Source organism: Providencia sp. PROV205 (assembly GCF_028479505.1).
Taxonomy (GTDB): Bacteria; Pseudomonadota; Gammaproteobacteria; order Enterobacterales; family Enterobacteriaceae; genus Providencia; species Providencia huaxiensis.
In genome coordinates this window covers 105615-126918 of record NZ_JAMPNU010000012.1, presented here as the reverse complement: position 1 = coordinate 126918, position 21304 = coordinate 105615, and the positions used below count along the sequence as shown (strand labels likewise).

Genomic DNA, 21304 nt, shown 5'->3' with positions numbered 1-21304 from the left:
TTATCCTCTAAAAAATCATAAAATTCTGACGCTTTTTTCTAAATAAATTTATGCAGATAGCGCCCATTGACGAGCAATATTGCGCCCATATTCACGGCAGTCATCCAATGTTTTTGAATCAGGCTTCCATTTTGCTTTTAAAGATAATGCGGTATCAAAACCGGCATCCATCAAACGTGTTTGAACACGGTCAACGGCGCCACCATTCCAACCAAAACTTCCGAAAGCAGCGGCTTTTTTATTTAAAAAACGTAAGCCTGTAATTTCTTCAAGCATACCTGCTATTTTGGGCATCATGACATTATTCATGGTTGAGGTACCGACCAAAGCCGCTTTGGAGCGAAAAACATGAGTAATAATGTCGTTTTTATCACTGCGTGCAACGTTAAATATTTTAACTGCGACATTAGGGTCGGCTTCATTGATGCCTTGAGCGATCGCATCTGCCATTAAACGGGTATTATTTGACATGGTATCGTAGAAAATAGTGATGCGATCTTCTTGGTAATCTGCTGCCCATTTCAAATACAATTCAATGATTTGATTTGGATTATCACGCCATACAACTCCGTGAGATGTCGCGATCATATCGACGGGTAGGTTAAAGCCTAAAATTTCATTTATTTTTGGAGTTACTAAGCGGCTAAATGGGGTAAGAATATTCGCGTAATATCGTTGGCATTGTTCGAATAACTCATTTTGGTCGACTTCATCATTAAATAATCGCTCATCACAATAGTGCTGCCCGAAAGCATCATTACTGAAAAGTACTGCATCTTCAGTAAGATAAGTCATCATGCTATCAGGCCAATGTAGCATTGGCGTTTCAATGAAGATCAATTGCTTATTATTACCTATATCGAGTGTATCCCCTGTTTTAACGATCTTGAAATTCCATTCAGGATGGTGGTGGTGACCATTAATTGAGTCAATGGCATTGGCGGTGCAATAGATTGGGGTATTCGGAATAAAGCGCATTAATTCAGTTAATGCGCCAGCGTGATCTTCTTCAGCATGGTTAATAACGATGTAGTCAATATCACTTAAATCAATCTGTGAGCGTAAATTTTCAACAAACTCACGGCTAAATTTATGATCGACAGTATCAATGAGGACATTTTTTTCTTCACGGATTAAATAGCTATTATAGCTACTTCCCTTTAACGTTTTATATTCTGTTCCATGAAAATCACGTACTTCCCAATCACGTTGCCCCACCCAATGAATGTTATTTTTTACATGAATCGCCATATTAATTTTGTCCTGTATTTTTTAAAGTATAAGAAGACATAATCAATATTCATGCCAATATTTAATATATTGATTTTTAATTAAATTAAAATAAATCATTATAATCTATGGTCATAATGACTATGTTAATCATGGTCATTAAGACTATAATTGTTGTCAAATTGACTATGAGGAATGGGCATGGGCTTTTCTGTTGAGGCACTAGCAAAGATTGCAATAGAATTACAAGATGGTATGGGGCATTCAGATCGTTTTCAGCGTTTGATTACCACGCTAAGGCAATCATTGGGGTGCGATGCTTGTGCGTTATTACGCTATGAATCAGGCCAATTTATTCCTTTAGCAATAGACGGATTAATGGCTGATGTTTTAGGTCGCCGCTTCTCTTTGGCGGGGCACCCCCGGCTAGAGGCCATTGCAAGAGCCGGTGATGTTGTGCGTTTTCCCGCTGATAGCCAGCTCCCTGACCCATATGATGGGTTAATTCCTCATCATCAGCACCTAAAAGTTCATGCTTGTGTCGGCTTACCCTTATATGCGGGGCAAAATCTTATCGGCGCATTAACATTAGATGGCATGGAGCCTGATCAATTTGATGCATTTAGTGATGAGTCACTTAGATTAATTGCCGCATTAGCCGCAGGTGCATTAAATAATGCATTGCTTATTGAACAGCTTGAAAACCAAAATATATTGCCGAATAACCCCGTACTATTTAAACCTTCAGGAGAAACTGAAATTATTGGTTTATCTCTTCGTATGCAGCAATTAAAAAAGGAAATTGATATTGTTGCAGCGTCAGAATTAAATGTTCTGGTTGGCGGGGAAACGGGAACAGGAAAAGAGTTAGTTGTTAAATCTATCCATGAGAAATCCCTTCGAGCGGCTCACCCTCTTATTTATTTAAACTGCGCGGCATTACCTGAAAGTGTGGCGGAAAGTGAATTATTTGGCCATGTTAAAGGTGCTTTCACTGGGGCAATTAGCCACCGTAGTGGTAAATTTGAAATGGCGGATAATGGTACCTTATTTTTAGATGAAATCGGTGAGCTCTCATTAGCGTTACAGGCAAAATTACTGCGAGTATTGCAATATGGTGATATTCAACGAGTCGGTGATGACCGTAGTTTACGTGTTAATGTCCGTGTGTTAGCGGCAACTAACCGTGATCTACGCGAAGAAGTGTTAGAAGGTCGGTTTAGGGCCGATTTATTTCATCGTTTAAGCGTATTTCCTCTATTTGTTCCTCCATTAAAGGAGCGCGGAGACGATATTATTTTATTAGCGGGGTATTTTTGTGAGCAATATCGTCAGCGTTTTAGTTTATCCCGTGTGGTACTGAATTCATCATTACAACGGTACTTACTCAACTATTCATGGCCAGGCAATGTGCGTGAATTGGAGCATGCGATTCATCGTGCCATTGTTCTTGCTCGTGCTTCAAGTGATACGGGTGAAATTATCTTACAGCCTCAATATTTTATTTTTGATGATAATGAACATGAATTAACGGAAGCGTCACAAAAAGCCGTATCGCTAACTAAAAACTTACGTGAAGCAACGGATGACTTTCAGCGTACGCTTATTACACAGGTACTGGAAAAAAGCCACCATAATTGGTCTGCGTGTGCCAGAGAATTATCTTTAGATATTGCTAACTTACATCGACTAGCTAAACGGTTAGGTCTGAAATAAAACATTAATACCTGTTTTATCAGGAGTACTCATGAATACTTATCTTATTGGCAATGTTTCTTTTCCATATAGAGTTTTACATATTTCTTAAGCTGTTCAAGTTCCTTATTATTATTTTCGTTACGCTGTAAATGCCGAAATAATATAGAGATTTTCTTTAAATCAACGTGGTTTTGTTGAATACGTTTTTCAAGCGCAATAAGGGCTCTTTTCTTTGATGCGTGGTGTGCAAATTGCTTGTGCAAAATAAGTAGATACAACCAAATACTTTGTCGAGTTATAAAAAAATCAAATATAGGCGAGTGAGGGAGATTTGCTTTTTTTGCTAGCAATAATCCACTAAATAAACGGTGCATAAATTGCGTTGTGGAAGGTTTATTTCCTTGAATTAAAGCCGTTACCCCTAATTTAAATTGCTGCTCAGATAGATAAATTAATTGCTGGTAACGTTTGGTTGGGTTGGTTGGATAAATCCACGCGAAAGCAGCCATTGCAACTAATGGGCCTGAAACTATTGCAATGGCATTACCTATACTTTGAGGGAGTGACAGAGAAAAAGGATAGCTTGGTTGGAGTAAAATTAAAGAAACCATAATATAGTCAAAAGCAATTAAAATTAGGCGGTTATAGGAAAAAATAACAACACCGCTAATAATCACTGGAACAATGAAAAAGGTCATCTGCCATGATGAAGAGGCAAAAGGCCATAAGTACCATGTACAGATTAACGCAGCAATAGCACCAAACAATTGGCCTGTGAAAATATTTTTCATGAATTTAGCGGGGTAATCGAGGGAGGCGAATAGAGCCAACATTACCGAAAGACCGAGAGTAAGATAAGCCAATACTTGCCACTGCGTCCATAGCCATAACAAGCCAACTACAGCGATAGCCATAAAAGAACGAGAGAAGGCATGCCACGCTGAAATTTTATCTTGATGGAGTTTTAATTTGTCGGTTTTATTTATCTTCTTGATTGATTTACCAAAAGTAGCATAGTAAAGCGGGACTAACAGCATTTTAAGTACCCCATTAGGACACAATGACAAAATGTGTTTCCATTGAGTATCTGTTGGCTCTTGCGCAGGAAAATAGAAAGGAGCAATAGGTTGGTATTTATCTAAGTGTAATAATATTTGGCTCTGAAACATGAGTTTTTGACGCGCTTTAGCGACTTGTTTACGGTGATAACGCCAACCAATACGGTGAGTTTCTAAAATTTCTTCATAGCTTGCCATGGTTTGCCAAAGGTGGTCGATCTCGTGTTGCTTAATTGGGCGCTTTTTCTCGAGTGAGTCATGTAATATTTGGAAGAAGAGCATATCGGTTTGATTTTTAAGAGTAATGACATTATCTTGCTCACGCTTAGGCGTAAAAAGAAAATTGAAAATCACGGCTGAGAGAACGCCAACCAAAATCGTCCATAGCCGATCCCAAGCGACCATAAATAAATTGTCAGTAATGTGAACGCTCAACATGCTCACCATCACAGCGGAGTAACCCGCTAGAAAAGTGCCATAAGCGACAAAGCCCTTTTGTAATTGGCCAATACCACTGCAAATACCTAACCAACTCGCGAGCCCTATAATAAATAGTAATGGGTGAATAAGGTGAAGTTGAATCAAAACGACGCCGGCAAGTACACCAAAGACCGTTCCTGCAAAACGCCACCAACTTTTTTCCAGTAAATTTTCACGCCAAGGTTGGGCAGAAGCCCAGACAGTCATGGCTGCCCATTGAGGATGAACCAACTCTAAGTATTGCGCGATAAACAACGCGGCAATTGATGCACAAGCAGTAATAGCAGCAAAGCGAAAGCGTGCTGGGTTAAATCCCAAGAAATTCAGTAAACTTATTATTTGTGACATAGAATATGAGTGAATTTGGCGTGTTAAAAAGGTATTTAGTTGATAAAATCAACTAAAGTCAGTGTGATTATTCACTAATTGGTTGATAAAATCAACTAAAGAGGCGTTATGCGTACAGAACAGGCTCGAGTATTTGGGGTGATTAGCCGGGCAGCTCACCATTATATGAAATGGATGGGAGAGCCTTACGGTATCAATGCAATTGAGTGTTTGATGATTTTACATATTCATCAAAATGATGCATCAACCCTAGAGCAAATCACCAAAGCGATGGTTGTGGATAAATCAGTAACAACTCGAGGTGTGAGCAAATTTTTAGCTAAGGAGTGGGTTGCTAAAACGAATAGCTTAGTCGATAAACGGGTTTATCATGTTTCGTTGACCCCCCTCGGCAGAACGATTGTGAATGAGCTAAATTGTAAACTAGATAAGTGGAATGATTATTTATCAGCAGACTTGCCAGAGCTAGAGGCTGAGCAGTTATTTAACGCATTAGACAGTTTGGCAAAGCGAGCCATTGAAAGCTCAGTGGCAGATTTTCCGCGTTTATTAGAAGAACCAACTGAGTGAGGTTGAGTAACCAACGTTATGGCTGAATCGTGGACACAGGAAGTAATACTACTTCAGATAAATTCTCAGGTATGGGGCTGAGTTTATTACTCATCATGATTAATTCACCATCTTTTTCAATTCGTGCACTCATTCCTAAGGTATATCGTTTGGATTGAAATTCTTCAGGAAGAGTGACTGTAAATGCGATACTACGTCCTGTGCTTTGTGTTTTGAAACTGTAATCCAGATTAGACTTTGCACTGTTTTCATTTTGTTGTATTGAGGTCAATGACAGCGTAACTATAGCATTTTCAGGAATATCGTAAGAGTGTGAATAAATATTACCACTGATATGGTAAGTGGGGGTATGAGTAAAGTAATTCATTAAAGTATTACTGCAAGCAGATAGCATGAAGGTCATAAAAATTATGAATAATGAAAAAAAATGTTTTTTTGATAGAACGGAGTTAATATTTAACATTAAAATTTCTCTTTAGCAAAATTTAATTATAGTGATGAACGAATAAACATTTTTTGAAGAAAATATCGTATATAGGAATAAATATTTTTTTTTGTGTCATATTTAGAGAGTATCGGCATTTCTGATTTTTCTCCGGTGTATAAAATACCAATACGAGGTAAAGTCATAATTAAATTTTCATCAAGATCGACTTTTTTAAAGGATTGTCGCAGTTGCCTGACAAGCTTGTAATAACTACTTTCAGTCACGATCGTGCCTCTTTTTTCCCAGATTTCATACATGACTTCTCTTTTGCTATTTGTTTTTATTAATAATAATTTAAGCAGGCATGATTCATTTTCGGAAAGGTTAACGACATTTTTTTCACGAGAGAGAGTTCGTTTCAGTGGGTCATATACGACATTCCCAGATAAGAGGATCATTGATTCCTTTTCATTATAGTCAATATTATTCATAAAATTTTGTACTGTTGATAAATCGGTCATAATTTATATCTATCCTGATTATCGATGAAATATATGTCAATACAAAAAGCGAAGCTGGATAAGATATTTAAAAAATAAAATCGTTTTTTGATATTGGACTCATATGTTTTGATGAGGTGAATTTAAACTATATTCGGAGGTTGTATATATCAATTTTTATTTGTATTTTTTATATTTTCTTATTTTTACCAAATAAATAGGCTTAGAATATTAATAAAATACACTAAACCTATAAATATTAGTCGAGGGATAATAAATGTAAGATGAGAATGGTAGGGGAGCTGATTATCAGATTAGTAATTCGTCTTCCTCATCATCATTCCCTTCTAAACTAATATTAGTCATATTATGACGAATTTGGTTGTTAAGAGGAATACTCATCAAACTGATAGACATATAATGGTTGAGTGAGCGCTTAAATTTTTTATTCAGTGAGGAGAGTTCAGGATCACTTGATGACTGTAATGTTTGGCTAACACCCGCAATAAAGTTTTGTTTTTCATCTTTACCCAATGTAATCATAGTCTTAAATACATGAGAAAAAAATATTTTGTCATCCCCTTTTGATTTAAGCTCATCAATAAATTTGTTAATTTTATTTATTTCTTTAGGGGATAGATCTATTTTTTCACTGGATTGATACGTGTTTTGGCGTTCCATGTTTTTTCCTTGCCATAATGAATTCATTTTACTTTGAGTATTCTCAGGATGAATTTGAGATTCATTGTGTTGAGGAGTGATAACCTTAGCTTGTAGATCAGTCAGCATCTTTGTGTTCTTCCTGTATTGAATTTATTGTTGCTATCAAGTTTTGATAGGCCTTTCTATGCATTTTTAAAATGTTGCATTGTGTTGGAACAGAAAATACATGAGGAATAATATTTTTAGAGGCAGTAATAGGGGAGAAATAGGTAATTTTATTATCAACCTCTAAGGCAATTGTGTTATCAGCAGTGGTTGAAATTTTCATATCAGAACCACCTTTGGCAATACGAGCTTGCATTTTCGCAGGTAGGTGTAATGTAGTATTGGCTATTTTTGCGTATTGCTTTTTAAAATAAGCTGCAACCGCCTCTTGTAGATGGTTATCACCAAAAATATCATTCAATATTTTCATCAGCTGCTCTTTGCTTTGACTGGTATTTTCTTGGTACTGAATTTCACTGGTCTCTATCGCATTAATAAAATCCGTTAATAATTGTTTGATACCGTCGTTATAGCCTTGTTGATAAGCCGTCTGGTAGAGCGCTTCTTGCTGTTGTTCTGCTTGTTGGTAATGTTCACTTGCCTTTTTTTGAGCATATTGAGTGATAGTTTTGTGGTATCTATCGGCACTCAATGCTTGGTATTTGATCAAGACTTTCTCAGACATCGTCTGTTTAACATTTGGGGGTGTTTTCTCTGACATATCGACATGTTTCTTCAATAGTATTCCAAGGTAGCATCGTTTTTACCGATGAAGGTATAAGTTGCTGAGTTTCAAGGCTAAACATATATTTAGCTCGAAGAGTGTAAGCGGCGCCAAAGGGGGCTAAACACATCAATAATTGTTGTGCTCCAAGGGCCGTTAATACCTGTGGTGAAGTCGTGGGTTGATTTTCTGACTGCCAAAGTGGGCGACTTAATCGTGTATGTAATACACGGTATTTGGAAAGTTCAACCCACCAAGGGAGAGGTTCGGCGTGTAACAGAACCCCTAAGCCTAACGCCACCTCCGGTAGTAAAGCCCAATGTTCAGATAATATTTTGGGTAATAAGGGGGTTTTCTCATTGGGTAAAGGCAATGAGTATTGCAGAATCAATTGCTGGTTATGTTTACGTTGCAGTAAAGGAGGAAAGTCGTTATATCCGACCCCATTAAATTCGCTATGGAAATAGCAGCCTGGGGCGAGGAAAATGTTTCCTTGTGCAATGAGTAGGTTATTCAGCGCTGTCATCAGCAGGTTTCTCCACTAGATTAGTTGCCGGTTTTTTGTTACTTAGCTGGCGCCACAGTAATAGTAAAATAGTCAACAGAATGATAATCGCAGCGATAATTGAGCTGATTATGATTGGATTAAAAGTATATTCCGGTTCTGATTTAATTTGATATTGCAATGGTGGCCGGTTGACGACGACAACGGAGACATTATCGTAATTTGCTTCAGCAAAACTGTTTGTTAGAAACAGTTTAATTTTATGCATCATCATCTGAGGATCTTCACTTCCAGAATAGGTAACCAAGCTAGATACATTTTGTATTTGCTTGGTCGGATTATTACCATTCAATGGATAACTGACATGAACTCGAGCATTAATAATATCGGGAATGGTGAGCAGTGATTGCTCAAGGCGTTGTTCAATTAAAGAAAGTAAACGAGTACGTTCTGCTTGTGGCGATGCCACCAAAGAATCACCGGGGAATGCTTGAATGATTTCTATTGGTTCTTTTGATGGTAAGTTATATTGACGCAGTAAATCTACTGCAATAACAAAATCACTAGGTTGAACGCGAATGGAATCCCCACTTTTATTATCTTGTTTACGCGTAGCCTCAACACCATGCTCTTGTAGTATGGCTAATACTTCGTTACTTTGTCGTTGGCTTAACTGACTGAGTAATAACTGGTTATCACAACCTACTAAGAAGCTAATAAACCCAATCAAGATAAATTTCTTTAAAATATTCATGGTTTATTGGGCTTTTAAGACTGTATCAATCGCAGAGACACTTTTATGCGTCAGTGTACTAATCATGTTCATCGTCAGGCTGTAATTACCGACACGATTTTGAAATTGTAGTAATTCGGCAGGGTTACTTGGGTCAATATTATTTACACTCTCAGTTAATGCTTTTTTTTCTTGGCTGGCGGTTGCGGTGTATTCAGCAAATAGCTTTTTGACTTTGTCTTCAATCGGAAGAGATGATGGGAGAACGGATGTTGTTTCTGTTGGGGTGGTAAGCAGTAAATGTGGTGTAATAGCTAACATAAATTATTTCCTAAATAAAGCAGAGCATTATATTAAATAATGCTCTTAAAAATTAAACGTTACGAATAATGGCTTGGTCAGTATCTTTAATTGATTTCATAAAGTTACTCTGTAATTGGCGTGCCATATTATAGTTACCACTCATGGCGGTGATTTTTGCCAATACTAATGGGTTATCGACTTCTAAAGTAGGGCTAGAGAGTAAAGCATTTAACTCATTGCCAAATTGTTTAGCTTTAGCACTGATACTTGCTGAGGTTCGATAGATCATACCAAGGTCATCTTTATCTTTTCCCTCGATTTCTAAATTGGAGCTTACCCAACGGCCATTATCTAAGCCTGTAATTATATCTGCCATTTTGTTTCCTCTTTATCTGTAAAGTTATACTAATTAATATTTTGTTAAGTTAAAAACTGATTGAATTTAAAAACCAATGATTGTTTCCTAGTAAAATATAACCATTGGCATTGGTGACAAATGATTTTCCCACAAGAGTATTATTTGCAAGGGAAATGGAGAATTGGATATGGTTTTCTCCCCATTGTTTATAAAATGAATTCGTAAAGTTAATCAGCGAGGCAGTTTGGTTGTCATCTAAACTGTCTTTTATTATAAAGATAACTTTATTATCTTTAGTAATTTTACGCCATTGAACATTACTTTCTGTTAATCCCAACTCTGCTTTTTGTAATAATTCACCAAAAATAACCTGTTTTATTTCACTTTTAATGTAGCAGTGGAAGTAGCTAGATAATAGTTTGTCTATTTTCTCCTCTGTATCAGTTGATATATTATTAGCTATAGTGGTTATTTTAGGGTTGCAGGGATTGCTAAGATCTATTTTTAATGTGTCTGGAAATACTTCAATGATTTTGTTTTCAATTTCTTTTTCGAGTTTATTTATTATTTTAATTGAGAATTTTTCATTGTATTTAGCTTTGACTAGGCGTTGCATACTCCAATCAGCATCTCTTTGTGTTTTGACTACAATGAGGCTTTCGTTATTTACACTTTGAGTTACAGTAATAGGATAATGGCTACCTTGAAGTATGTATTCTAATGCTTTTACTTTTTTCTCAGCACTTTGGGTAGGAATATATTGGAAAGTAACGTAAGCAATAAATATTGAAAATAAAGTAAAGAAAAAGACCAACATCGTTTGTTTATTAAAAAAACTTTGTTTTTCCTTGGTCGATTTTTTTATTTTAGATTCGATGATAGGTAATGGATCTTTCACTTCCGAGATTAATACGTCTTCAAGCGTTTGGGGGCTTTGCCAATCGGTATCTTGCATTTTTATTGCAATAGGAAATATATCAGCCAAAAGTAATTGCTGAAGAATGATAGGGATTTCAGTACTTAACCCATTATCATTTAGCCGAATTGCCATACCACTTTCAGTATGTTGATTCGCTGTAATAATTGAAAATTCACAAGCAATACCATCGCTAGGGATTTGGTAAGTTGTAAATCCATCATCATTGATGTCAGTTTTGTATTCTAAGCCGTCACCAATGATAATAAGATTGTTATCTGTATTAACCATTAATTCTTGGCCAGTCATAGGGCCACTAGCAATCTTTATTATGCATGTTTGGCTATTTGTATCACTCATAAAAATAATCTCATGGAATTAATTTCATTCTAGTTATGGATTTATTGGGTCGTTATTGGCCGCAAGTAAAACAAGAAATATTTATTTTGTCAGTTGAATTGTTCTTATTCATTCACACCTTTAATTTGAAATGAAAAGTATGAAGGATTCCAGAGTATTCCCTTGAGGAATTCTTATTTATCGCTCATTCTGTGTACACAAAATTACGTTAATAAGGCCTATATAATGTCAAACAAAGATATTGCTACATTATTAGAAAGTAGAGGCTGTTGCTTTTCTTTGCAGGATAAATTGGTCTTGGCTATACCCAATAAGAATGCAACGCCTTTTTTTTATAAATCTCTATATTCAAATTTAAATATTTCAATCGAAAATCAGTCTATATTTATCTGCCAAGAGAATGAGTGGGAGTCAATAGATAAATCACATTGGCATGTGTACAAAATGGATTTGTCAGAATTAGTTGAAATTTTAGCAATTATTGACACAGCGACAGGGCAAGCATTTCTCTCTAAAAAAGAGAAACTAAAAACGGATGAAAGTTGCCAAAACGAATTTATTGTATTACCTGAGGATTTTTCATTAAATATCTCGATTAAAAATATAGTTATTGATTTGATTATTAGAAATCATCCTGTATTTGATAATTGGTGTGAAATATTAAGACGATATGAAGCCTATGGCATGATGCGATTTCTTCTTACTTCTGCTCAAGATGACAAGAATGCCAATATTAATCAGTTATGTGTGCGTTATGGTATATCAGCCTCTTATTTTAGGCAGCTTTATCGAGAAAACTTTAATAAAACGGCAAAGCGAAAAATTATGAGTGTTCGTATGGCTAATGCAATTCTACAGCTAATAGAAAGTGATGACTCAATATTAGATGTAGGGCTGGAATCTGGTTATTGCTCAGCATCTCATTTTACTAATGATATTAAAAAAGAGTTAGGTCTAACTCCATCAGAAATTAGGCACATTGGAGCAACATTATATGAGCAGTAAAAAAAATCGAGTGTTAGGGTTAACACTCTTTTTACTGAGTATGAATTACTATTCGGCACAAGCAGAAGTTATTGTGGCTGAGCCAGTCACGCAGTCAAGAAATCACGATACATTTGTCGCAAATAACATTGCGGTAGGTAAGGTGTTTGATGCAGTCGCTGAGCGTTTAAATAAACCGATTATTCTTAGTAAATTAGCTTCTCAAAAAAAAGTAACGGGTAATTTTAATTTGGCTAATGCAGATGAAATGTTTAAAGCGTTAGCTCGGAGAATTGCGCTAGTGTGGTATGACGATGGTGCTAGTATCTATGTCTACGATAATAGCGAAATGCGTAGCGCGATTATTCCAACGAATAATGTCAGCAGCAATCAGCTGCTTAATTATATTCAACGAAACGGCATTTATGACTCACGCTTTCCTGTACGTTCACAAGAAGGAGAAAGGTTATTATTTGTTTCTGGGCCACCTCTGTATATTGAATTAATTAAAGCGGCTTCTTTATACCTTGCGGAACAAATTAGGAAAGAGGAATTGTCTAGTGGTGAAGTTGCGGTTATTCCACTAAAGCACGCCTCCGTAACTGATAGAAGTTATTCATTACGTGGACAAAATATTACGATCCCCGGCTTGCTGAATGTGATTAATAACTTATTTAAAAATGGGGCCGCAATTGATGAAACGTTAACTATCCAGCCTCCATCGGTAGCTATTAACTCAACAGGCGATTCAATTGATGAATTGATGGACGCGCCAATTGGTGACTCACTACCTTCTGCGAATAAGTCCCAGTTGGTAACGAAAAGGTCCACTAATAGTGCATTTTCTCTGGTAGCACATCCTGACAGTAATAGTTTGATTGTTAAAGGAAGCCAAGAACAAATTCGTTATGTTCGACAGCTGGTGAATACATTGGATATGCGTCGCCGCCAAGTGGAGCTGTCATTATGGATTATTGATATTACGCGATCTGAATTAGATAATTTAGGTGTGAATTGGGAAGTTGGCACATTTAATACGGGAACGGGGTCAGTATCATTTAATCGCAGTACATTATCGAACAGCCAGCAATTCCTATTACAGATTGATGCATTAAATAAGACAGGTAACGGACACATTGTTTCTCGTCCAGTGCTATTAACCCAAGAAAATATCCCCGCTTTATTTGATAACAACACCAGTTTTTACGCCAAATTACAAGGTGAACGCATTGCGACTCTTGAACAAGTCACTTATGGCACCATGGTGAGTGTGATGCCACGTATTTCTGCGGGTAATAACGTTGAAATGGAAGTCAATATTGAAGATGGCGCAGAAAATCGCGACAGCATGGGTAAAACATCCAGCGTAGAAGGGTTACCTGCCGTTAACCGAACTAGCATTAACACAGTTGCGCGTATTGCGAAAGACAGTAGTTTGCTTATTGGCGGTTATACACGTGAACAATATGTTGAAAATGAAAGCAAAATTCCTTTTTTAAGCGATCTTCCTTATGTGGGAGGATTATTTAGCCATTCATCAACTAATCAGCAGAAGATGGTTCGTTTATTTCTAATCCAACCGCGTTTATTGGATGAAAATGAAGGATGGGATGGGCGACAATTTTCCGAAAAGACGCGGATCAGCAACCATGATAGTCAGCTGCACGGTACTGTTCAATTCCTTCAACAATACATGAGTGAGTCATGGCAATAACCCCACTGAGTTTTAATAACCGTTTTTCAGTTAACACTCAAAACAAAAGTCGTACACCAGTGAGTAGTAATGATGACTCTGATGAAGTAGCTCGTGGCGCGGGTGTTATTGATAGCTCCAGTGAATATGCATCAATGTCGATGTTGGCTGCAAGCCATGTGCGTCGAGGAAGTTCTAAAAAGGGCAGTGAAGAAGAGTGGATGCAATTTTCTGAACGCATCTTAGATAAAGATGCGGATGACAAAGTATTGCATATAGAAGGGTTACTTAATAAACAGTTAATGACCCCAAAACAGTTACGAGCATTTTTACTACAATTTTTTACTGACCCGAGTGACCTGTTAATGCTTCTTGCCGCATTAATCAATCGGAAAAAATTAAAAAAAGAACAAATTGATAACCTTGAAGCTTTAGTGGAATTACTACAGGCAGAAGACACTAAACGGAGTGCTCAAGCTGGTATTAATATTGCGTTAATCGCAAAAGCATTTGCTAAGAAATTTAAGTTAAGTTCTGGTGATTTACGTACGGTATATCGTGAATTTATCAGTTATGACGGGCCGGTTGTTTATTTATATGAACAATGGGTAGAAGAAATGGATATCCAAGAGCGTGAAAATATAATGCGTTACCTTGGTCGTGCCCTTGCTTGTGATTTACAAACGTTACCTTTGGGTGATTTAAATATTAGTGCATTTAGTGTTTTTTTTAATCGCATAGGCCGATTACGAGAACTGCAATCATTAGATTATGTGTTCTGCCAGCAATTCTTTCAATCCGGCTTTTTTCGGCTCAATGAAAACTCAAATAAATCAAAACTTGCAAAAGAGCTGAGTCAATTATTTACCCATGGTATTCGTAGCCAAGTTGGTTTTGAAACAGCAGTCATAACTTTTATTTCTGAGGAGCTAAAAGTCATGACTTCAGATATGCGCGGCAGATTTTTACAACTCTTATTGCTGGCTTTTACAGTTATTCCTACGACTGTATTTAGGTCAATGGAAGCAAGAGAGCAATGTATCGAACAATTAAAAATACTCATGGACCAAATTATGGTGCAAGAGCAAATACTACACCGACAGCCATAGTGCGACAGGAAAATTACTCCATGAAAAATATAACCGGATTTTTATTACAAGTCCGTAATCGTCCAGAGCTAATGGTATTAATCATCATGGTTATGGTTATTGCGATGTTGATTATTCCATTACCCACAATATTGGTCGATTTATTGATCGGCTTAAATATTATGATCTCAGTACTGATTTTTATGAGTTCTTTTTATATCACTCGGATCCTAAATTTTCAGTCGTTTCCATCTATTTTACTTATTAGTACGCTATTTCGACTTGCTTTATCAATTAGTACTAGCCGCTTAATTTTATTAGAAGCCGATGCTGGGGATATTATCGCAACGTTTGGTGAATTTGTTATTCAAGATAATTTAGTCGTTGGTATGGTGGTATTTGCGATTGTCACCATTGTACAGTTCATTGTTATTACTAAAGGGTCTGAACGTATTGCTGAAGTCGCTGCACGCTTTTCCCTTGATGCAATGCCTGGAAAGCAAATGAGTATTGATGCCGACCTACGGGCGGGTATGATTGATGAGGCGGGAGTTAAAGAGAAGCGAGGCGATCTCGAAAAAGAGAGCCAGCTATTTGGTTCTTTCGATGGTGCGATGAAATTCATTAAAGGGGATGCGATCGCGGGTATTATCATCATTTTTGTTAATTTAATTGGTGGGATATCTGTTGGTACAGCTCAGCAGGGAATGGATGTTTCAACTGCTCTGAATACTTTTTCGTTGTTAACGATTGGTGATGGTTTAGTCGCACAAATACCTGCACTACTTATTTCTATCAGTGCGGGTTTTATTGTCACTCGAGTGGGGGGTAATGATAAGAACTTAGGTGAAAATATTGTTTCGGAGCTATTTGCGAATGACTTTACGATTTTAATTACAGCACTTATTGTACTTTCCATGGGGTTTTTACCAGGTTTCCCAACCATTATATTTTTACTGTTATCAGGGCTTCTTATTGGGTTATTTGCTTTCAGATATTTTAAAAAGCAAAAAGATAAGCAAAAAACAGTTAAGGGTGAAGCTGAAATCATTAATCCAGATGTGACGGAAGGTGAAACTCAAAGAGAAAATAGTGATATTGAAGATGAATATATTCCAGAAACATTACCAATTATTATTTCGGTTAATCAAAAATATAAACAACATTTAGAGCAAAATAAATTTCTATCTAGAATGAAAAAAGATATTTTTATTCGTTATGGATATAGGATACCGGATATTGCTGTTAATTACTCACCAATAATCCCTGAAAATAAAATAGTGATACTAATTAATGAAATCAAAGCAGGAGAATATGATATCTATTTTCATGGATATCGTTTATTGACTATCAATGATGAACCTGAATATCTTGGTATGACATTGACAAAGTTTACGGATGAATATGGCTCAGTGAGCACGTGGTTTGAACAAAAAGACCTCACGAATATTGAACAGCTCGGTTTAATGGCTCGTGATGACGTAACAGAGGCTATTGATTGTGTCAGTACCTTGCTGTTGAGATTTATTAATGAATTTTTTGGTATTCAAGAAACGAAAAATTTACTTGATGACCTTGAGAGAAAATACCCTGAATTACTAAAAGAGTGTTATCGCCATGCTACGGTACAAAAAGTCACCGAAGTTTTTCAACGCTTATTAATGGAAAAAATATCAGTTCGTAATATGAAATTGATTATTGAAACCTTAGTGCAGTGGGTACCAAAAGAAAAAGATAGTTTGATGTTAGTCGAACATGTAAGAAGTTCAATGGCGCGTTATATTTCATCTCGTTTTTCTGTAGATGGGCGATTGAATGTCCTCATGATTAACTCACAGCTGGAAGACACGATACGTCAAGGGATCAGGCAGGCTTCAGGTGGCATGTATTTACATCTTGAGCCTGAAAAAACCAATGAGTTGATACAAGCTGCGGAACTCGCTTTAGAAAACAGTTACCTATCAGTCAGAGATGTAAATATTTTAGTGCCTGTTGACATTCGTCGTTTTGTCAAAAAAATCTTAGAAGGTCGTTTTCCTGAGTTAGAAGTACTTTCTTTTAATGAAGTTTCTGAGATGGTCAAGGTCAATGTGGTTAAAACCATATAATCAAAAAATTGACGTTATTAACAAATAAAGCAACTGAATTCAATATAACTAAAAATATTGAATAATTAAAATATATTAAAAATATAAGGATCACCCAATGAAATATAGATTTATAGAAATGCTTAATGAATTTTTAAACACTATGGGACGTAGTGACCTAGTTAACTCTCAGTTAGATTGTCATTCTAACATTCAGTTTGAAATGAATGGTTTTGCTGAAATTAATATTGACCTATCTACAGACGATATTATTATTTGGTGTAGTTTAGGAAACTGTAACTATAGCCATTTAGATGCAACTAGCTCCTTCTTATTAAAATCATTATTAGAATACCCACCAAATAATTTTTATCCAGGCCAACCTGCATTGAACATTGTGAATGATGCTTATGTTCTTTCTGCGGTTTTAAAAGAATCAGCCTTAAATAATATACAATTATTTGCAGATAGTTTTGAAGAATTCTTTGAGCGTGCAAATGAGCTTAGTGCTCAGCTATCGTAATCCATTATGAAGTTATTCGATTTCTGCGCGCATCCTGCGCGCATTCATGGATGCCTAATTGAAGCGCCTTTACAGGGTGTTTTTATCGGTGAAATTTGTTTTATTGAGCGTTCTCTTACGCAGCCCGATATTATTGCGAGAGCGCAGGTTGTTGGTTTTAAAGAGGGGCTCACAGTACTGAGTTTAATCGGTCGCGCACAAGGTTTAACGCGAGAAGTGGTTATTCGTCCGAGCGGTTACCCATTCGTATTTGAAGTGGGTGAACATTTAGCGGGTAAAATTTTTAATGCGGCAGGAGAGCAGGTTGGTGCGTTGTGTGAAGACATTTCTGAGCCAATGTTGCTGAATACAAAATTACTACGCATTGATAGTCCGCCTGTGAGCGTGACACAGAGACGACCTGTTTCTGAGCCGATGGTCACAGGGGTACGTGCGATTGATAGCCTACTGACATGTGGCTTAGGCCAGCGTATTGGTATTTTTGCCGCCGCAGGTAGCGGTAAAACCTCATTAATGAACATAATCATCAACCATGCTCATGCAGATATCCATGTCGTTGCTTTAATTGGTGAGCGAGGTAGGGAAGTTATTGAATTTATTGAAGAGTTAAAGGAGTCACCCCATGCAGGACAGACAATTTTAATTTATGCAACTTCAGACAGCCCACCGATTGAGCGATGTAATGCCGCGTTGCTTGCGACTACGATTGCTGAATATTTTCGTGATAGCGGCCGTAATGTATTGTTATACGTCGATTCAATGACTCGATATGCGCGAGCGTTGCGTGACGTGGCTTTGGCTACCGGAGAACTACCCGCTAGGCGTGGTTATCCTGCGTCTGTTTTTGAACAGCTTCCTATGTTATTGGAGCGACCAGGGCAACTAAAGCATGGCTCGATTACTGCTTTTTATACGGTGTTATTAGAAAGCGAAGAAGAAGCTGACCCGATAGGTGATGAAATTCGCTCAATTCTGGATGGTCATATTTATTTGAGCCACAAATTGGCAGGACGTGGGCATTATCCTGCGATTGATATCTTACACAGTATTAGCCGCGTATTCCAAAAGGTGACGACTCCAGAGCATCGCCGGTGTGCAATTGATTTGCGTGACATGATCTCAAGGCTTGAACAAATTCAGCTTTATCTTGAGCTAGGGGAATATCAACGTGGTGAAAGCCATGAAAATGACCGAGCTTTAGATAAAAAAGAGCAAATTGAAGGCTTCTTAAAACAAGCCATGGATGAGCCGATGAATTTCGACAACATGTTAAGTATTCTCAATGAATTGGCATCTTAATGATCTCTAATTTATTGGTTTTAACTGAGCGACGTTTTGACCGGACATTACAAGAACAATCGCAATTAAATTCAATAATAAAGCAACAGCAACAACAATGTATGGATATTCGCCAGCGTATTTCAGTTTTGGCGATACAGGCCGCATCTTATGAAAAATCAGAAGAATTAAGTCGAGCCGCTTTTTGGGAAAGGCAGCGATTGAAGGCGGTGGTTTTAGCGGAAATTGCCCAATTTGAATTTCAAATAGAAACCCTATCAGTCGAAATATCAAAAAATAAAATATTGCAGTCTGAAATTGCTAAACGTGTTTTTATTTTACGTAATAAGTGCGAGAAATTCCGAAATTATCTCAAGCAACAACGTATAGCAAGAAGGTTAAAATCAGAGCTTCAGCAACAAAATGAAATTGAGGAATTATTCGTACATGTCAGTAACAAAAGCGAGCTCATATGAAAATACACATCGTGTGGTGGCCGAAGAAAATGGCATATCATCAACATATAGCACCACTGAATTTAGCCATAACAATATAGCTAAAAGAATGGCAAAAGCAGCGAACGACAAAAATATGTTGGTGCTCTTCGAACATAAGAAGAAGAATCAGCAAAAGGATGCATCTCCGTTCTTAACTGTAGCCCCTCCTTCTATGCAACAAACATCGCAATTAAGTAATTTAACTAAGGGGATTATTACATATAAAGAGAGCACATATATTGATGAAGGCATCCAGACAGCAGGTCAAAATAAAGAATTCAACACTAAAGGAGTTGAGTCACTAATCAGTCACTATGTATTTACGGAGGATAATAGTGAAAATATTAGTCACATTACTAGCACACCTGCCGTTGATCTTATCGATATATTAAATAAATCAGACATTGATAATAACCTGTCGGTGACGTCGACTATTCCAGTTGAACAAAATATTGTCGATGAAGATGAGACTCCGTTATTTAACACTATGATGGTTGCCTTTCCATTACAGGACATTCAGCAGCGAGAAAAGGGGAAGGCTAACGACCATTCAGGTCAATACGGAAAAAGTAAATTTCAATTAAGTGATGAGATCCAGCTCAATATGGAAAATTCGTTGGCGGAGTTAGCATCTAAGAGTGCTTTAGAGCCAACATCAAAAGAGTTAAAACCGCAGATTAAAACCGGGCAAGAGCATATTAAACATGCAATTGAACCTGCTAGCCATCCTCATATTGACGAACAGCCTTTTACAGAAAATAAGCTAGTTATGCAGCCAGTTGCATCATCGGAAACCTCTTCTTCATATGATAAGAAACGGGTTTCATTACCTGAAAACGCGACAAATAACTTCTCTGACACAACGCAAGATACGATGGTTTCTCCACAAACTACACCTGTAGAAGAGATGGAGTCGCCTACCAATTTTATGGCAACGGTTTTTAATGGGGCGATGTCCTCGTCTGAGCCAGTACAAGCTACACAGCCGAAGCAAGAGGTGCACCGAATACCAGAGCTGATAGAAAATAATCCACTTTTAGGCGAAAGCAAACAGCTGAAAGCGGTATCCCGTAGTCTCACTTACACCTTTAACCAGTGGCAAAGTAGCCCATCAGTGACATTTGAATTAGCATCTAAAGGGGAGTTCGTTGCCTCGACAGCGAGTCAAGAAGTTCAATTGGCATTGAATGAAAATAAGCATTTATTGAACCATGAAACTAGTGTGCATATTCAACGTGAAGATGAGCGCCAGCAGCATCGAAACCGACAGCAGCATGACCAACCGCAAGAAGAAGATTAATTATGTTGAAGATTCGACGGATCAGCTCTCAAGAAAAACAACTTAAAATTTGGCAGCAATGTTACCCAGTTAATGTACAAATAAAACAAGCTAACCGCAGTATTCGTTATTTCCAACTATCGCTAGTAAGTGAAACACAAAAAATAAATGCATTAGTTGCTGTTGAAAGTTGGTGTCAATATCGTTGGCCTAAATTGGTTCATTATGCATGGAATTCATTATCAACAAATCAGTTATGTGAACTGTTTGCTTCTGAATATATTGGAATGACATTTTTCTCCCAGTATTTCCGTTGTGAATCTGTCGAGATAGTTGATGATATACGCATCAACTATCAGCCTTGGTTAATTGCGAAAGAAGCGAATCTTGGAGAAGTATTATTAGCAGAGCCAATTGACGGGCTCGAAAAAAAGCAGCGAACCAATCAGATATTTGGTCATTTAAAACTGCAAGCTGATTGGATATTAGGATATAGCTATATCAGCGCCAAACTTTTACAAACCATAGAATTACGTGATGTGTTGAGTATCCAACAATTACAGTTAAATATGTCTGTTACAGGGCAGGTACTAGCACAATTTCAAAAGCAAGAAGAAGGACTATTTATGATTGAAGAATTGATGGCACCAGAAGATGAAGAAGAGTTAGTATTTTCTGAAGAAGATGAAGTGCAAGAAATTGTGCGCCCCTTTAATGTAAAAGAAATGAATATCAAATTAACCTTTGTTTTAGGCCATAGTGATATTACTGTCGATGAGCTTTCAAAAATGGAGCCTGGTTATATTTATTCTATTGGTGAGAATAAAGAGCGTGAAGTTAAAGTCTATGCTAATAAACAACTGATTGCGGAAGGCGAGCTTATTTATATTGGCAATAGTGATGAGTTAGGTTTAGAAATCACGCATATTGTAAGCTTGGGAGATAAAAGAGTTTAAT

At 37.0% G+C, this 21304-nt stretch carries 21 protein-coding genes and 1 pseudogene; 11 read left to right on the top strand and 11 right to left on the bottom strand.

The features are described from left to right. Positions 1 to 54 precede the first annotated feature (54 nt). Positions 55 to 1251, bottom strand: a pseudogene (gene norV, locus PR800_RS08945) (anaerobic nitric oxide reductase flavorubredoxin); the annotation flags it as partial. Between the two features lie 180 nt (positions 1252 to 1431). On the opposite strand from norV, the gene norR reads away from it, so the two are divergent. Then, the gene (gene norR, locus PR800_RS08940) at positions 1432 to 2946 is read left to right on the top strand and encodes a nitric oxide reductase transcriptional regulator NorR (protein ID WP_102138742.1); all 1515 of its coding nucleotides are present in this window, start codon (positions 1432 to 1434) and stop codon (positions 2944 to 2946) included. Positions 2947 to 2990: 44 nt separating this feature from the next. Here norR and PR800_RS08935 read toward each other — a convergent pair whose 3' ends face one another. Continuing rightward, positions 2991 to 4814 carry an FUSC family protein gene (locus PR800_RS08935; RefSeq protein WP_272530597.1) on the bottom strand — a complete coding sequence of 608 codons (1824 nt, stop codon included), beginning with the start codon at positions 4812 to 4814 and terminating at the stop codon, positions 2991 to 2993. A 108-nt stretch (positions 4815 to 4922) separates the two neighbouring features. Between PR800_RS08935 and PR800_RS08930 the strand changes: the two genes are divergently transcribed. Next, positions 4923 to 5384 carry a MarR family winged helix-turn-helix transcriptional regulator gene (locus tag PR800_RS08930; RefSeq protein WP_166266128.1) on the top strand — a complete coding sequence of 154 codons (462 nt, stop codon included), beginning with the start codon at positions 4923 to 4925 and terminating at the stop codon, positions 5382 to 5384. A 16-nt stretch (positions 5385 to 5400) separates the two neighbouring features. Here the strand turns inward: PR800_RS08930 and PR800_RS08925 are convergent, their stop codons facing one another. The 9 genes from PR800_RS08925 to PR800_RS08885 all read right to left on the bottom strand — a co-directional run bounded on the left by PR800_RS08925 (position 5401) and on the right by PR800_RS08885 (position 10918). Next, positions 5401 to 5847, bottom strand: a complete 447-nt coding sequence (locus PR800_RS08925) for a YbaY family lipoprotein (RefSeq protein WP_102138745.1) — start codon at positions 5845 to 5847, stop codon at positions 5401 to 5403. A gap of 26 nt (positions 5848 to 5873) precedes the next feature. Next, positions 5874 to 6302 (bottom strand): winged helix-turn-helix domain-containing protein, encoded by a 429-nt coding sequence (locus PR800_RS08920; RefSeq protein ID WP_166266229.1) that lies wholly within the window; start codon positions 6300 to 6302, stop codon positions 5874 to 5876. Positions 6303 to 6620: 318 nt separating this feature from the next. Then, positions 6621 to 7100: a hypothetical protein gene (locus PR800_RS08915; RefSeq protein ID WP_102138746.1), complete on the bottom strand. Its 480-nt coding sequence runs from the start codon at positions 7098 to 7100 to the stop codon at positions 6621 to 6623. Continuing rightward, positions 7090 to 7740, bottom strand: a complete 651-nt coding sequence (locus tag PR800_RS08910; protein WP_272530596.1) for a hypothetical protein — start codon at positions 7738 to 7740, stop codon at positions 7090 to 7092. The genes PR800_RS08915 and PR800_RS08910 overlap by 11 nt, the downstream gene beginning before the upstream one ends. After that, the gene (locus PR800_RS08905; RefSeq protein ID WP_102138748.1) at positions 7712 to 8269 is read right to left on the bottom strand and encodes a hypothetical protein; all 558 of its coding nucleotides are present in this window, start codon (positions 8267 to 8269) and stop codon (positions 7712 to 7714) included. Before PR800_RS08905 ends, PR800_RS08910 begins: the two co-directional genes overlap by 29 nt. Beyond that, positions 8253 to 9002: a type III secretion system inner membrane ring lipoprotein SctJ gene (gene sctJ, locus PR800_RS08900; protein WP_166266122.1), complete on the bottom strand. Its 750-nt coding sequence runs from the start codon at positions 9000 to 9002 to the stop codon at positions 8253 to 8255. The genes PR800_RS08905 and sctJ overlap by 17 nt, the downstream gene beginning before the upstream one ends. 3 nt (positions 9003 to 9005) lie before the next feature. Then, complete coding sequence (gene sctI / locus PR800_RS08895) at positions 9006 to 9302, bottom strand: type III secretion system inner rod subunit SctI (protein ID WP_102138750.1); 297 nt, start codon at positions 9300 to 9302, stop codon at positions 9006 to 9008. A gap of 52 nt (positions 9303 to 9354) precedes the next feature. After that, a complete protein-coding gene (locus PR800_RS08890; RefSeq protein WP_102138751.1) occupies positions 9355 to 9660 on the bottom strand; it encodes an EscF/YscF/HrpA family type III secretion system needle major subunit in 306 nt (101 codons plus the stop codon). A 49-nt stretch (positions 9661 to 9709) separates the two neighbouring features. Continuing rightward, entirely contained in the window at positions 9710 to 10918 is a 1209-nt protein-coding gene (locus PR800_RS08885) for a PrgH/EprH family type III secretion apparatus protein (RefSeq protein ID WP_166266116.1), read from the bottom strand. 225 nt (positions 10919 to 11143) lie between these two features. Between PR800_RS08885 and PR800_RS08880 the strand changes: the two genes are divergently transcribed. The 9 genes from PR800_RS08880 (at position 11144) to PR800_RS08840 (ending at position 21303) form a co-directional block, all read left to right on the top strand. After that, positions 11144 to 11923 (top strand): helix-turn-helix domain-containing protein, encoded by a 780-nt coding sequence (locus PR800_RS08880; RefSeq protein WP_272530593.1) that lies wholly within the window; start codon positions 11144 to 11146, stop codon positions 11921 to 11923. After that, positions 11913 to 13616, top strand: coding sequence for a type III secretion system outer membrane ring subunit SctC (gene sctC / locus PR800_RS08875; RefSeq protein WP_206276897.1), 1704 nt, complete (start codon positions 11913 to 11915; stop codon positions 13614 to 13616). The genes PR800_RS08880 and sctC overlap by 11 nt, the downstream gene beginning before the upstream one ends. Continuing rightward, positions 13607 to 14704, top strand: a complete 1098-nt coding sequence (gene sctW, locus PR800_RS08870; protein WP_206276896.1) for a type III secretion system gatekeeper subunit SctW — start codon at positions 13607 to 13609, stop codon at positions 14702 to 14704. Before sctC ends, sctW begins: the two co-directional genes overlap by 10 nt. A gap of 20 nt (positions 14705 to 14724) precedes the next feature. Then, a complete protein-coding gene (locus tag PR800_RS08865; protein WP_166266104.1) occupies positions 14725 to 16791 on the top strand; it encodes an EscV/YscV/HrcV family type III secretion system export apparatus protein in 2067 nt (688 codons plus the stop codon). Positions 16792 to 16888: 97 nt separating this feature from the next. After that, positions 16889 to 17293, top strand: a complete 405-nt coding sequence (locus PR800_RS08860) for a type III secretion system protein (protein WP_102138757.1) — start codon at positions 16889 to 16891, stop codon at positions 17291 to 17293. A 6-nt stretch (positions 17294 to 17299) separates the two neighbouring features. Continuing rightward, positions 17300 to 18592, top strand: coding sequence for a type III secretion system ATPase SctN (gene sctN / locus PR800_RS08855; protein ID WP_272530591.1), 1293 nt, complete (start codon positions 17300 to 17302; stop codon positions 18590 to 18592). Then, positions 18592 to 19047, top strand: a complete 456-nt coding sequence (locus PR800_RS08850; RefSeq protein ID WP_102138759.1) for a hypothetical protein — start codon at positions 18592 to 18594, stop codon at positions 19045 to 19047. The genes sctN and PR800_RS08850 overlap by 1 nt, the downstream gene beginning before the upstream one ends. Then, positions 19019 to 20368: a SpaN/EivJ family type III secretion system needle length determinant gene (locus tag PR800_RS08845; RefSeq protein ID WP_272530590.1), complete on the top strand. Its 1350-nt coding sequence runs from the start codon at positions 19019 to 19021 to the stop codon at positions 20366 to 20368. The genes PR800_RS08850 and PR800_RS08845 overlap by 29 nt, the downstream gene beginning before the upstream one ends. A 2-nt stretch (positions 20369 to 20370) precedes the next feature. Further along, a complete protein-coding gene (locus tag PR800_RS08840) occupies positions 20371 to 21303 on the top strand; it encodes a FliM/FliN family flagellar motor switch protein (protein ID WP_102138761.1) in 933 nt (310 codons plus the stop codon). The last annotated feature ends 1 nt before the right edge of the window (position 21304 follow it).